The organism is Bradyrhizobium embrapense (assembly GCF_001189235.2).
Lineage (GTDB): Bacteria > Pseudomonadota > Alphaproteobacteria > Rhizobiales > Xanthobacteraceae > Bradyrhizobium > Bradyrhizobium embrapense.
In genome coordinates this window covers 615,094-629,298 of record NZ_LFIP02000003.1, presented here as the reverse complement: position 1 = coordinate 629,298, position 14,205 = coordinate 615,094, and the positions used below count along the sequence as shown (strand labels likewise).

10 protein-coding genes are annotated in these 14,205 nt (G+C 65.6%); 4 read left to right on the top strand and 6 right to left on the bottom strand.

The genetic code is table 11. The features are described from left to right. Positions 1-28: 28 nt before the first annotated feature. Together AKN83_RS16945 and AKN83_RS16940 are read right to left on the bottom strand one after the other, a co-directional pair. Complete coding sequence (locus AKN83_RS16945) at positions 29-853, bottom strand: flagellin (protein WP_050405219.1); 825 nt, start codon at positions 851-853, stop codon at positions 29-31. Between the two features lie 140 nt (positions 854-993). Next, positions 994-1,695 carry an RNA polymerase sigma factor gene (locus tag AKN83_RS16940; protein WP_050405218.1) on the bottom strand — a complete coding sequence of 234 codons (702 nt, stop codon included), beginning with the start codon at positions 1,693-1,695 and terminating at the stop codon, positions 994-996. A 667-nt stretch (positions 1,696-2,362) separates the two neighbouring features. Here AKN83_RS16940 and AKN83_RS16935 point away from each other — a divergent pair. The 3 genes from AKN83_RS16935 to AKN83_RS16925 are packed head-to-tail and all read left to right on the top strand — an operon-like array spanning position 2,363 to position 6,889. Further along, positions 2,363-4,708 carry a hypothetical protein gene (locus tag AKN83_RS16935; RefSeq protein WP_347336830.1) on the top strand — a complete coding sequence of 782 codons (2,346 nt, stop codon included), beginning with the start codon at positions 2,363-2,365 and terminating at the stop codon, positions 4,706-4,708. 58 nt (positions 4,709-4,766) lie between these two features. Beyond that, positions 4,767-6,125: a hypothetical protein gene (locus AKN83_RS16930; RefSeq protein WP_050405216.1), complete on the top strand. Its 1,359-nt coding sequence runs from the start codon at positions 4,767-4,769 to the stop codon at positions 6,123-6,125. A 38-nt stretch (positions 6,126-6,163) separates the two neighbouring features. Beyond that, on the top strand, positions 6,164-6,889 hold the full coding sequence (locus AKN83_RS16925) for a formyltransferase family protein (RefSeq protein WP_050405332.1): 726 nt from the start codon (positions 6,164-6,166) through the stop codon (positions 6,887-6,889). Positions 6,890-6,952: 63 nt separating this feature from the next. On the opposite strand, the gene AKN83_RS16920 is transcribed toward AKN83_RS16925, so the two are convergent. From AKN83_RS16920 to AKN83_RS16910, 3 genes are all read right to left on the bottom strand, one after another. Beyond that, positions 6,953-7,216: a hypothetical protein gene (locus AKN83_RS16920; protein ID WP_050405215.1), complete on the bottom strand. Its 264-nt coding sequence runs from the start codon at positions 7,214-7,216 to the stop codon at positions 6,953-6,955. A gap of 372 nt (positions 7,217-7,588) precedes the next feature. Then, positions 7,589-9,043 carry a short-chain fatty acid transporter gene (locus AKN83_RS16915; protein ID WP_063695381.1) on the bottom strand — a complete coding sequence of 485 codons (1,455 nt, stop codon included), beginning with the start codon at positions 9,041-9,043 and terminating at the stop codon, positions 7,589-7,591. Positions 9,044-9,094: 51 nt separating this feature from the next. After that, positions 9,095-12,496 carry a molybdopterin-dependent oxidoreductase gene (locus AKN83_RS16910; RefSeq protein ID WP_050405214.1) on the bottom strand — a complete coding sequence of 1,134 codons (3,402 nt, stop codon included), beginning with the start codon at positions 12,494-12,496 and terminating at the stop codon, positions 9,095-9,097. 143 nt (positions 12,497-12,639) lie between these two features. On the opposite strand from AKN83_RS16910, the gene AKN83_RS16905 reads away from it, so the two are divergent. Beyond that, positions 12,640-13,317: a GntR family transcriptional regulator gene (locus tag AKN83_RS16905; protein ID WP_050405213.1), complete on the top strand. Its 678-nt coding sequence runs from the start codon at positions 12,640-12,642 to the stop codon at positions 13,315-13,317. 117 nt (positions 13,318-13,434) lie between these two features. Here AKN83_RS16905 and AKN83_RS16900 read toward each other — a convergent pair whose 3' ends face one another. Continuing rightward, complete coding sequence (locus AKN83_RS16900; RefSeq protein ID WP_050405212.1) at positions 13,435-14,202, bottom strand: crotonase/enoyl-CoA hydratase family protein; 768 nt, start codon at positions 14,200-14,202, stop codon at positions 13,435-13,437. Positions 14,203-14,205 lie beyond the last annotated feature (3 nt).

Here is a 14,205-nt window from a genome sequence, read left to right as displayed (position 1 = left end):
AAGATGCCGGCCCGATCTATCGCTCGAATTAGCCGAGCAGCTTCAGCAGGTACTGCGGCATCTGGTTGGCGGCGGTTTCCGCCGACACCGCCGCCTGGGTCTTCACTTCAGCGGACGACAGCGTCGCCTGCTCGGAAGCGATATCGACGTCCTTGATCGCCGAATTGGCGGACTGCAGGTTCTGGGTCTGGGTCGAGATCGAGTCGGCGCTGAAGTTGAAGCGCGATTCCTGGGCACCGATCTCGGCGCGGGCGGACGACACGGTGTCGATCGCGCTGTCGAGGGCCGACATCGCGCTGGTGGCGCTCGACAGGCTGGAGACGTCGAGCGAGGTCACGCCGAGCGAGGACGCCGTTAGGCTGGTCAGGGTGATCGTGATGGTGTCGGCCGAGGTCGAGCCGACCAGCACCGAGACGCCCGAGGAGAACACGCTCGAACCGTCGAGAAGGCTCTGGCTGCTGTAGCGGGTGCCGGAGGCGATCGAGTCGATTTCGCCCTTGAGCTGCGTGAATTCCGAGTTGATGTAGGCGCGGCTGGAGTCAGCCACGGTGCCGGAGGCGGACTCGGAGGCCAGCGACTTCATGCGGGCCAGGATGTCCGAGATGTTGGAGGCGCCGCCGTCGGCCGTCTGCAGGATCGAGGTCGCCTGCGCCGCGTTGGTGGCAGCCTGCTGCAGCGTCGTGATGTCCGAGGAGATGCGGGTCGAGATCGCAAGGCCGGCCGCGTCGTCGGAAGCGGAGGTGATGCGCGAGCCGCTCGACAGCTTCGACAGCGCACTGGTCTCCTGCATCGAGTTGATGTTGAGGTAACGGACCGCGGAGTTGGCGGCCGTGTTGGTGGAAATTGCCGGCATGAGTAGCTCCTGTGCTGATGGGGCATGGCATGCCGCATCGTGAGAAAGTGAGGTGACGCGGATCCAGCCCCCGTCCGCCCGATCAAACGGGTCGGCCGCCGGTGGTCAGGCGCGAAATCTTCAGAAGCCGAAATTTATGGTTAAGAGTCGGTGAACGCGCCGCGCAGGTCGCGCTCGTGCCGCTTGAGCATCTCGCGCAGCTGTTGCCGCCCGCGCTTCAACAGCGACTCGACCGCGGCGACGGTCGTATCCATCACCTCGGCGATCTCGCCGTTGCTCATGTTCTCGTGGTAGGAAAGGATCACCGCGACGCGCTGCTGCTCGGGCAGCCGCTGCATCGCGAGCTCGAGGAGATTGCCGATCTCGTTGCGCTCGATGACGGTCGAGGCGTCGAGTTGCGTGTCGGCGACCTCGGGCACGACATCGACATTCTCGGTGCGCGGCTTGCGGCGCAGATCGATGCAACGGTTGCTGACGACGCGATAGAGCCAGGTCGAGAACTTGGCGCGGCCGTGCTGCCAGCGGCCGCGATGCGTCCACACCTTCAGCATCGTGTCCTGCACTACATCCTCTGCATCTGCGGCATTGCCGACGATGCGCAGCGCGATCGCGTAGGCGCGATCGACATGGCGTTCGACGAGCGCACGAAACGCCGCCTCGTCGCCGGCGGCGAGACGGTCGAGCAGCTCCTTGTCCTCGTCCTGGATCTCGACGGTATCGAGCGGGCCCGCATCGGCTACCGTGGGGACGTTGCTCCAGGGAGCAGTCGCTTCGGCCGGCGCAGCCGCGGCCGTCGTGGCCTCAACCTCGACCGCTGCCATCACATCAAGCGCGTAACTCATCCGCCGCTCTCCAACCAACGCCGCAAGCACACATCGCATGCGGCTTCTGAGCGTTGAACGGAGAGGGCAGACAAACCAGGCGAATTTTTTTCGTTATTTTTCAAATGCTTAGCTGGATCTTTTTGCCGACCGCCCGGCAAAAGCTGCCGCTGCGCGAAGGCGCGGGCCGCAATTCTACGAAGTCTGGAGCAGTCGTTCAGCATCGCCTTGCATGCCCGCGGAAGATTTCGTCGCGCCGGAAAACGCTGTTGTCACATCAACTAACGCCACGCGAACACATGCATGCGCGGAGCATGCGATTGATCCGTCGCCGTTGGTCGCCATCTTGCACTCGACGATTGCGGCTAGGCAATTTTTTCCGAATCACCATTTCGACGTTATCGGATTTTTTGAATCTGTCAGTCGCGAAGCGCGGGTTTTGGAATCTCGCATCAACTTTTTTGAATCATCGCGCCTGATTTGTCTCATGCAGCCGTTCAACGCATCAGAACTGGCGGGAATTTTGCGCATGACGATCATGACGGTCGACGCAACGCGTCGAGCGCAGAATGTTTCTGCATGTTCATTCGATGTTTTCGATACGTTTCTGTTGCGCGCCTGCACGACGCCGGATGGCGTGTTTGAAAGGGTTTTTCAGCATTCTCGCATTGCTGAAAAATTTCCAAGCATGTCCGTCAGTTTCGTTCAGCATCGTATCCAGGCGGAGGCGCGCGCGCGCAAGCTGGCGCTGGAGCGCAGCGGCTCCACTGAAGTGCGTATCGCCGACATCTATAAGTACTTTCCGTTCAGGCTGTTCGGCCTGGGCCGCGATGCGTTGGGTGAACTCGCGCAGCTCGAGTTCGAAGCCGAGCTCGAGCTGTGCCGCGCCAACCCGGAAATGCTCGAGCAATATATGGACATGAGGCGCAGCGGCTTTCGCGTCGGCTTCATCTCCGACACCTACTGGAGCAGCGACCAGCTCGCGCAGCTGCTGCGCGCCTGCAGCCCGGGACTGACCTGGGACTTCCTCTACGCATCCTGCGATCACGGCTCTGGCAAGAGTGAAGCGCTGTTCGAGGCCTATCTCGCCGAGCAAGGCATCGATGCGGCAAGCTCGTTCCATATCGGCGACAATCACAACGCCGATATCAAGGGCGCCCGCCGTCACGGCATCCGTCCGCGCTACTATCCACAGGCCAGCGCGCCGTTGGCGTCGAAGTTCCAGCGTGAGACGTCGATCTTCGAACTGCTGTGTCCCGACCAGCCGTCGCGGCTCGATTGCGGCGCCCGCACACTGCGGCGCGCTGTGACCGCACGCAGCGCAGAGCATTCGCCCGCTTTCAATCTCGGCGTCACCGTGCTCGGCCCGGTGATGGCGGCGTTCGACGCCTTCATCGAAGCGCGGCGCGCGGCACTGACGCGCGAGGGCGCGCGCGTCGCGATCGGTTTCCTCGGCCGCGACGGTCTGCTGCCGTATCGCGTCTGGCAGGCAAGCCATGGCGAGACCGGCGCCTATGTCGAGATCAATCGGCGCGTCAGCCTGGTGGGGTCGGCCGATACGCTCGAACCGCTCAGCGAGCTGCTGAGCCGTGTCGTCAAGATCGACGCGGCGACTTTCGTCGATATCGTCAAGGTGCAGCCTCCTGCCGTGATGAAGTTCTTCGCGCAATTTCCCGACGGCATTGCGAGCGGCCGCGAGCTCGCCGACGCCCTGCCCGACCTGATGGATCCGCGCGAAATCACCGACATCGCCGCCCGCGTCCGCGCGCGCCTGCTGGCTTATCTTCGCACAAAGATCGCGGATTTCGACGGCTGCACCGATCTGATCCTCGTCGACCTCGGCTATTCCGCCAGCGTGCAGAAGTCGCTGCGGCGCATCTTCGATCGCGAGGGCATTCGCATCCGCCTGCATGGCGCCTATCTGCTGACGCTCGATGACGCCTTCGACGACATCGCCGATGACGACACCGCGGAAGGCCTGATCTCGGATCGCATCGTCACGCCGCACGTCAAGCGCATGCTAATCCGTAACGTCGCATTGCTGGAGCAGCTTTGCTGCTCCGACGAGGGATCGGCACGCGACTATCGCGGCGGAGAGGTGTTGCGCGAGGGCGATCAGCGCCCGGCCGCGCAGCTGGCGCTGGCGAACGAGGTGCAATCCGGGACGTTGGCCTATGCGTCGCGCGCCCGCGAGCTGGCACCGCGCTATGCATTGCAGCCCGACGCGGATCCCATCGTTGCGGCACGCTGGGCCGCCGCCGTGCTCGGCCGTCTCCTGCTGCTGCCCGACGATGATGAACTCGTGCTGCTCGGCGGCATCAAGCACGACGTCAACCTCGGCACCCAGGCGCTGGCGCCGCTGCTCGACGCCGGCTTCGTCAATGACTACATCGTCGCGCGCGGCCTCGCCGCCGCCTGTGCGGCTCCGGCGCCGCCGATGTGGCTGGCCGGCAGCTTCGCCGCGCTGTCACCCGCGCATGCCTACCTCTACACATTGTTCGGCGCCAATCGCCTGCCCGCGAACGTGTTCGGCGAGGCGCAATGCGGGACGCTGCAGGTCGGCCTGTTCGGGCCAGACGGCCAGGCCTCGCTGGAAGCCGTCAGCGTCTATCATACCGGGCTTGGCGACCTCCGCCTGCGGATTCCATTGTCGCGCCGCATGGCGGTTGCGACCATCGCGCTGCCGCTGGCAAAGCTCAGCCGCGCCGGGATGCTCTACGGCATCACGGTCCAGTACGGCGAGAGCACCGCGAAGGCTGCGGAGGGTTCGAACGTGAAGGCGATCGCCGAGGAACGGCTGATCGATGCCGGCCTCGAGCGGAGCGGCCGTCAGTTCCGTGCCACCACCGAGAACGGCATGCTGCTGATCCCGGTCGATGGCTTCAAGGACGATGTCGCGATCTACACCGTCGCGCTGACCGCCCTCGACCATGACCGCATCCTTGCCGTCGAGGACCGCGACGGTAACCGAGCCCCCTCGGCCACGCTGACCTGGCGCAACGCCAGCGCTGCGCAGGTCACCAACGACCACTGATTTGTCCGCCTGATCTGGCCGCCCCGCCCGTACAAGGTTAACGAGGGGTAGCGCGGGCATGATTTCGGCTGACACGGTGCAAGCGGACGGCTTGCCGACGGATTTCGACCAATTACTGGCTGCGAACGGCATCCGGATGAGCGCGGCACAGCGCCGGCGGCTCGCATGGCTGTCCGAACGGCTCGGACGCGCAACCGTTCATCAGGCCGGCTCCTTGCCCGGGCGGGACCATGGCGTCATCATCCTCGTCGAGCCGCCGAGCGGCCCCGCCGCCGAAATCCTCTACCGATCGCTCCGCGCCGATTGCGCGGTCGTGGTCCCCTTCGGCGAAAATCCCGCGTTCGATTTCCTGAAGTCCAAGCTGACGGACTTCGGAACCATCGGCCCGAGCTTCGATGGCCCGCACGAGATGTGGTGGGGCGGCCTCAACTGGCGCCCGATCGCGCCCGCGCAAGGTGCCCGATCCGACGCAGCCCTGCGCGTAGTCTCCTGCTATCCCCGCGCCTGCGGCGAGGATCACGCCAGCGCGCTGCGCGAAAAGCTGGCCGAATTCGAGATCGCCAGCGACATCGTGCCGATCGACACCGCGGACGGCCAGCACATGCGCGCGTCCGAGAAGTCCGCCTTCATGCTGCGGATGTGGCAGGAGCACCGCGAGCCGCTGCTGTTCATCGAGGCCGATGCGACACTCAGCGAGCCGCCATTGCTGCCGTCGTCCCTCGGGTGCGACATCGCGCTCCACAAGTGGAACCGGTGGGAGATGTCGGCACGCACCCTTTATCTCGGCCGTACCGCGGCCGCCGAGGCGTTGCTAAACAACTGGCATCATCTCGCGATAGCATACCCTGCGGTCTGGGAGGGCTACCTGCTCGACCAGGCCTGGAGCCTGACATCGTCGCAGATGGCGCTCGACACCGCCTGGCTGCCGCGCTCGTACCATGCCCCCGCCGAGGATGCCGGCACGCCCCGCCACACCACGGTCGTCCACCATCTGCCGACCGACAACAGCGACCTCGGGCCCGATGCCGAATTCGGCGTCACGATGCGGGCGGCGCGGCGCGCCAGCCGCAGCGGCGGCCGCGACGCCATGATCGTGATCGAGTCGCCGGCAGCCTCGAACGACGCGATCACCGTGATCCTGCGCGATATCGCGACCAGCGACGCGCGCGAAATGGCGGCCAGCATCGAGGCGGTCACCGGCGCGTTCGCCGCCGATTGCGGCGGATTCGGCCGGCTCGAGCTCGCGCTCTGCCCCTGGCAGGACGATATCCGCGCGGCGAAATCGGCAGCCGCCAGCGCGAACAACCGGATCATCGAGATTGCCCCGTGGCAGGCATTGCCGGCCGATCTGTTCCGCGCAGTGGGGCAATCCCGCGATGTCGGCAGCGTCCTCGTCATGGCCGGACAGCGCGGCTGATCAACGGCACAACCAGCAGGCAAGAGAAGGACATCGATATCATGAAGACCATCATCCTTCTCACCGGCGTCGCCAGCCAGCAATTCGCGCTCACCGAGCTGTTGAAGGCACACAATCCGGCGCTGTCGTTCCGCTGCGCGGTGACGGCCGAGGACCTCGCAGCAATCGAGCCCGAAGTGTTGCGCGAGGCCCGGCTGTTGGCGTTCACCACCAGCATCATCGTGCCTGAACGCATCCTGGCGGCGCTCGGCCACGGCGCCTACAATTTCCACCCCGGCCCGCCGCAATATCCGGGCTGGGCGCCGGCGCATTTCGCACTCTATGACGGTGCGCGCACGTTCGGCGCGACCGCCCATGTGATGGCCGCGCGCGTCGATTCCGGCCCGATCGTCGGGGTCGAGTCCTTCATCATTCCCGACAAGATCAGCGTGCGCGGGCTGGAGCAGATCGCCTATGTGCGGCTTGCCCATCTGTTCTGGCGGATGTCGCGCGATCTCGCCCGCGATCCCGCGCCGCCAAGGGAACTGGAAATCGCCTGGTGCGGCATCAAGAGCACCCGGCAGATGTACCGCGACATGTGCGAGCTTCCCGCCGGCATCAGCGCCGGCGAGCTGGCCCGCCGGATCCGCGCCTTCCACGACGACTTCCGTGCCATCCCGCTGACCGTCTCCCTGCACGGCATCCGCTTCCAGCTCGCGACGACTGCCACGCAGGCTTCCGAGGCACCACAAGCGGCCTCGCCGCCGCTCGCGGCCGCGTCCTGAATGGTGTGCGCCGGTCTTGGCATTTCTGGCCAAGCGGCAAGGTTGCCTTTCAGATATCGCTAGTCAGAAATTGCGTGAGGTCGATGGAGGCTGGCCGCGGGCCGGGCGACGCTGCCGCAACAGTGCCCTCACCGCACGCTCTGCGGCGCGCGCGGAGCCGAAATAGCCGCCATCGAGACCATCGAAGGCGCGATCCGAGGAGAAGAAGCAGAAGCCTCTGGCGTCGCTGACGACGATACCCGCCGTTCGTTCCGATATCTCGATGACGTAAGCTTGGGACGTTTTGGCTTGAGACGTTTGGGCGTCGGAGATTTGGGCCTGGGACATGCGTGCTCGATCGCCGGATGACGGCGCTCCTGTCTGATTGTCGGGTGCTTGGATTTTTCTTAAGCGATCAACAACAGACGCCGGTCGCCGCCGAGACGCAGCGACGCTGCATGCGGCTTCGCATGTCAGACATCAGGCTGCGGTGGTTACGTCTCATGGCGGTGATCTCGAACAACACGAATTGTCGGGGATGAATATCCGGCTGAATCGCGCCTGGGTCAATAAAATGGCCATCCAAAGATGGCGGCCCGGCGCAATGCCTCGTTCGTGCGGACAGAAAAAACAGCACAGTTTTGGTGACACCGGATGCGGACGCTTGAATCGGCGAGATGCTGGCCGGGCACGGCGCTCCTGATGCCCGGCCGCACTCGCTCAGGGCAGGATCGGCGGGTGATAGGTGAAAGTCGCCATGAGGATCGCGGCCAGCAGCATCACGATCGGGAAGTGGATGAAGAACTGCACCGAGGTGTAACCGATCAGGTCCTTCGACTTCAGGCCGAGGATGCCGAGCAGCGGCAGCATCCAGAACGGGTTGATGAAGTTCGGCAGCGTCTCGGCGATGTTGTAGACCATGACGGTCCAGCCGAGATGCGCGCCGATATCGTTGGCCGCCTTCATGATGTAGGGCGCCTCGATGATCCACTTGCCGCCGGCCGACGGCACGAAGAAGCCGAGCAATGCCGAATAGATTCCGACCAGGAACGAGAACACGGTTGAATTGCTGGAGGCGCCGACGAACCAGTGCGCGATGGTGTCCGACAGCGTGGTGCCGCTGCTGTTCGGCACCTTGGTCAGGATCTGCGCGATGCCGGCGTAGAACGGAAACTGCAGCAGCACGCCGGAGACGCTCGGCATCGCCTTGGAAAAGGATTCGATCAGGCTGCGCGGCCGCCAGTGCAGCACGATGCCGAGAATGAGAAAGACGAAATTGTAGGTGTTGAGCCCCGACAGCGTGATCAGCGGATTGCCCGACTGGAAGGTCTGCCACAGCCAGCCGGCGGCAAGCAGCGCGATCAGGATCGTCAGCAGCGGACTGAACTCCAGCCAGTCGCCCGGACGGGCCGGCTTCCTGGCCTCGATCCGATCATCGCCGAGCGCAACACCGAGATCTTCCGCCGTCTTGGCTTGCTCCGGCGCCGGTGTCGTGAAGTAGCAGATCGCCGCCGACACAACGCTCACCATCACGACGGTGACCATGTTCTGCCAGGTCAGGATGGTTTCCGAGAAGCCGATCACGCCGGTGATCGGCAATAGCGATGCCGGAATGCTGCCGGCATTGGCCTGGAGCTGTGCGGCCGACGACGTGATGCCGAGAGTGAAGCCGCAGCCGAGCCCGAGATAGCCGGCGGCGCCCGCCGCCCGATAATCGAGCCGGATGTCCGTGCGCCGCGCGATCTCCCGCACCAGCAAGCCGGAGAAGATCAGGCTCAAACCCCAGTTCAGCAGCGAGAGGAAGATGCTGAGCATCCCGACGAACACCACCGCGCCGCGCCCGGTCTTCGGCACGCTCGCGAGCCGCGCCAGCACGGCCGCGACCGGCGGCGACATCGCCACGACGTAGCCGCCGACCGCAACCAGCGCCATCTGCATCGTGAACGGAATCAGATTCCAGAACCCATCCCCAAATGCGCGGCTGACGGCGAGCGGCGAGCCGCCATGCAGGATCGCGCCTGCGGCAACCGCGATCACGGCGATCAGGACGAAGACATACGCATCCGGAAACCAGCGCTCGGCGAACGCCACGAGGGCCTGCGAAAATCGCGCCATGATGTTGTCGGCGACAGGTTTTCGCAGGCTCACGGTTTGGTCGTGCGTTGCATTCGTCATCAATCTGATCCCCTTCCGGTGATGCGGTTGGCCTTCAATCTTGTTTGGTCATCAAAGCGCGAGCGTGAGGTCGGTGAGCGGCACAGCCTGGCAAGTGAGGCACTGCCCCTCGTTCATGTCGACAGGGCCGAGATGGGTGAACTCCCCATCGACCACCTCGACCGCGCAGCTTTCGCATTGCCCGACACGGCAGCCGCTCGGCAGCACCACACCCGCCGCACTTGCGGCATCGAGCAGCGTCCCCTGCTCCGGTCCCCACGAAAAACTCTGCTTGCTGCCCGCAAGCCGGATGGTTCGCGGCGCAAGGTCGCGCGGCACCGACGGCGGCGACACGAAGCTTTCGGCGAAGACGTCGAACCGCGGGATACCGAGCGCCACGGCAGCCTCGATCTGCGCCGTGACGAAATCCGGTGAGCCGCAGATGTAGACCAGCGGGCGCCGTGCCAGCAGCGGCTTGACCCGGTCGAGATCGAGACGGCCCCTGCGTAACGACGGCGAAGCGACCGCGTCCTGCGCGAGCGGGACCGAATAGAACGTCACCCGCGTCAGCGCCGGCGTAGAGGCTTCCAGTTCCGCGAGCCGCCGGGCGAACGGATGCTCGCGGCTGCTGCGGCAGCCGTGCAGCAGCAGGACTTCGGCAACGCGATCCTGTTGCGCCGTGAGTTGCAGCGTCTCGAGATGGCTGATGAACGGCGTGATGCCGATGCCGGCGGCGAGGAAGACCAGCGGCCGCAACCCCTTCAGTGGCGGCGTGAAGATGCCGCCCGGCGGCTCCAGCAGAACCTCGTCGCCAACCGCCAGACCATGCAGACGATCCGGCATGAAGAACGGCGCATCGCCGCCCCGCGCCTCGTTGAAGAAGCGCCCCTTCACCGCAATCGATAGCGCTTGCGGCACGTTGCCCGATCCGGTCAGCGAATAGGCCCGCACCTCCGCAGCGGCCGGCAGTGAGACCATCACATGCTGGCCCGGCAGGAAATCGGGCAGCGGGCCATCGTCAAGCGGCCGCAGGCTGAGCGCCACGACGTTGTCGGCCTCGGTCCGGCGCTCGCCAACCACGAACCGCCGCTGGCCGCTCCAGACGCCGCGGCTGGCCATGTCGTCCCGCCTGATATCGCAGGCGATCGCGCGCAGCGGAACGGAGCCGCTGACCGGATCGCGCGCATCGTCGTGCAGCACCGCGTTGATGTTGCGCGTAAGGGTGCCGGCCGCAGCCGAGCGGTCACGGCCGAGCGGCGGGCAATCTTCCCACCAGCCGAATTCGGCGACGACGACACGATCGTCGAGCGCCGCATTGAGGCGCACCTTCAGGCGCACGGCACCGCCTTGTGTCTCCACCACGGCCCAGTCGCCTTCCACAAGTCCGCGCCGCGCGGCGAGTTGCGGGCTGATCTCGACGGCCGGATCGGGCGACTTCCGCCGCAGCGAGGCGACATGCCGCCAGGAGGAGTGCACGAACCAGCCGCTCTTGGCGGTGGAGAGCACGAGCGGAAAGCGTTCGTCCGCGGCAGTCGTGAGCGGGCTGCCGACCGGTTCGACATGATCGGGCAACGCGTCATGCCCGTGCCGCAGCATCAGCTCCGAATAGATCTCGACACGGCGTGTCGGCGTCGCAAAGCCCGCCGCCGTGCCGTCGTCACGCGTGACGGCGTATTTTTCATCGCGGAAGACCTGTGGGAAGCGGCGTCCTTCCGGATGGTCGCGCAGATCCTCGACACCAATGCCGAGCGGCGCCAGTTGATAATTCCAGCCGGCCTTGATGTCGCCACCGAAGAACAAGTCCCCCATGCCGAGCTTGAGCGCGAGTGCGGCAGCGATCTCGTAATCGGCCTTCACTTCACCGATCGGCTCGACCATCCGCGGGCGGAACTGCACCGTCTCGACGGCTTCCTGCGTGATCTCGAACCCGATCTTGAGCGCGTCGCGCTCCCATGGCGTGCTGGCCGGCAGAACGAAATCGGCGCTCTCCGCGGTCGGATTCATGAACATGTCGACATGAACCTGGAATTCCAGTGCGTTCAGTGCAGCCTTGTTGCGCTCGGAATGGCCCTGCGAGACGACGAAGTTGGTGCCGAAGGCGACCAGCGCGCGCACCCGGTAAGGCTCGCCCTCGAGCACGGCACGGCTGAAATCGCGCGCCGTGATCCAGCCCTTCGTCGGGGGGCCGAGCGGCAAGTCGGCGATGCCGAGCGCCTTGGCCTGTTGCTCCGGCGGCAGGATATTGTAGTCGTTGAGCGGACGCGTCGGCGGCGGCACCGGCCAGCGATTGCCGCCGGGCCGATCGCAGGCGCCGGTCAACGCGTAGAGCGATGCGATCGCACGCTCGATCGCGGTCGCGTTGGTGTGCTGACCGACGCCGGTCCAGGAATGATAGGCGAGCCGCGGCCGGGCGGCGAGCAGCGCATTGAAGGCGTCGATGTCCGCGACATCAAGCCAGGTCAGTTCCGCCACGCGCGACGGCGTATAGGGCGCGGCGCGCTCGGCCAGCAATTCGAACGCGGTTGCCGCCGAGATCATCCGGCCGTCGCGCGAACGGATTGACAACGCGCCGCGCAGCCGGCCGCCGCGCTCCGGTGCATAGCGAGTGTCGCAAGCCACCGGTGTGCCCGACGCATCGAGACGGACAAAAGCCCCAGGCGCGCCATCCGGCCACAACGCGTCGGCGCGCAGGAAGCGCCCCGTCGCGCGATCGACCAGCAACGATCCATTGGTCCATTGGTCGACGAAATCCGCATCGAAGCTGCCGGTCGCGACGAGATGACGGATCGCGCCCATCGCAAGGGCGCCATCGGCGCCCGGGCGGATGCGCAGCCAGAGATCGGCCTGCTGACCTGAGCCGTTCGGCTTGGGATCGACGACGACGACCTTCGCGCCGCGCCGCCGCGCGTCCGCAATCCGCGTCGCCTGCGCAAGCCAGGTTCGCGCGGGATTGTGGCCCCACAGGATGATCGCATCGGCATTGTCGTAATCGGGAAAGCCGATGCCGCGGCCGAAGGTCAGCGCGTGCGCGTAGTCCTTGTGCCACCCGCAGATCTCGACCGCGTAGATCAGGTTCGGACTGCCGAAGCCGCGGATGAAGCGCTCGACCCACTCGAAACTGTCAACCATCGGCGTGCCGCTCGGCGTGGTGACGCCGAACGCAACCGCCTCGGCGCCACTCTCGGTGCGGATCCTGCCGAGCCGGTCGGCGATCTCGGCCAAAGCCTCATCCCAGGACACCTCGACCCAGCCGGGATCGGCGGCATCGCGCGGCCGGGTCCGCTTCAGCGGCACGGTCAGGCGGCGCGGGCTGGCGACGATTTCGGGGGCGGCCCGACCCTTGGCACAGAGCGCGCCGCCGGTCGGGTGGTTATTAAATACCTCCACACCGACGAGACGTCCGTCTTCGACCACGGTGATAGCACCGCAGCGCGAGCGACAAAGCGTGCAATAGCCGGGTAGTCGCTGTTTCACCGCCGTCTCATCATCAAGTCAGTCGTTGTGACGCATTTTAGTAGTGCGTTACACATTTACGTCATACGCTACCGGCCCCGTCAAGGCTAAGTAATAATCAGCGACGAATCGGAGCTCGGAGCGAGAGGCGCCGCGAACCACCCATGGACCAGAATTTGCGCGAACAGGTGCTGCAGCGGGTGCGCGCCGAGATCATTTCCGGGCAGAGCCTCCCTGGGACGATGTATTCGGTGCCGAGTCTGGCAGCGAGCCTCGGCGTCTCCTCGACACCGGTTCGCGAAGCGCTGCTCGAGCTCAGCCGCGGCGGCCTGGTTGAGCCGATGCGCAACCGCGGCTTCAAGGTGGTGGAGCCGACGCTGACCGAACTGCGCAATCTGTTCGACATGCGCGAGGTGCTGGAGCTGCACGCCGCCGTGCTGGTCGCCGCCAATCCGCCAAGGGATCTGCCGGTCGTGCGCGGCTGGGCCGACCAGATCGCGAGGGCCGTCGAGACCGACGACGTCCAGCTCTATCTGGAAGCTGACCGCAACTATCATCGCGAGTTCATCGCGGCCGCCGGCAACGAGCTGTTGACCGACATGGTCATGAGCCTGCGCGACAAGATGCGGCTCTACGGCATCAGCTCACGCGCCGGGCTCGAGCGGCAGCAGGCCTCGGTGCCCGAGCACTACCGGCTGATCGATCTCGCGCTCGCCGGCGAGACGGAGGCGCTGCCGACCCTGCTCCGCAGCCACATCCGCTCCTGGGAGCCGATCTTCGTCGACGCCTTGATGCGCTCGAAGGAGCATGCGCGCGAGCCGCTGAGGCAGGCGCGGGGCTGACTCGCGGAGCGAGCCAGACAGCTCGTCGCAGTGCCAGGCCAGAGCATTTCGGTTCTGATCGAACCAGAACTGAAGCTCTAGATTCTAGTTCGACCCGTTACCGAAACAAGCAACGCCTTACTTGCCCTTCCAGTTCGGGGCGCGTTTTTCTGCGAAGGCAGCTGCACCCTCGCGAGCATCTTCGGAGACGAAGACAGGACCGACGATCTCCTGCTGCTTCTTCCACATCTGGTCTTCCGGCCAGAGCCGGGATTCGACGATCACCTGCTTCGATGCCTTGACGGCAAGCGGACCGTTGGCGCCGATCGCCGCCGCAAGCTCGAGCGCGGCGTCGAGCGCCGGCCCGTCGGTCACGCGATTGATGATGCCGAGCTCGTAGGCGCGCTGTGCGCCGAAGAACTCCCCGGTCAAGGCGAACTCCATCGCCACGCGGAACGGCATCTGGCGCGGCATGCGGATCAGCCCGCCCGCCGCCGCGGCCAACCCGCGCTTCACCTCGGGGATTCCGAACTTGGCGTTGCGGTTGGCGACGATCATGTCGCACGCCAGCGCGATCTCCATCCCGCCGGCGAGCGCGTAGCCATCCACCGCCGCGATCAGCGGCTTCTTCGGCGGCGCCTCGGTGAGGCCGGCGAAGCCGCGGCCGGGAATCGACGGCCGCTCGCCCTTCAGGAACCCCTTGAGGTCCATGCCCGAGCAGAATGTGCCGCCGGCACCGGTGATGATGCCGACGCTGAGGGCCTCGTCGGCGTCGAGCCGGTCGATCGCCGCGGCCACGCCCTTGGAGAGGGCGAGGTTGGCGGCATTCTTGGCTTCCGGCCGGTTCAGCGTGATGATCAGAATAGGTCCGCGGACTTCAGTGAGGACCGGCGTTTCTTCGGACATCGC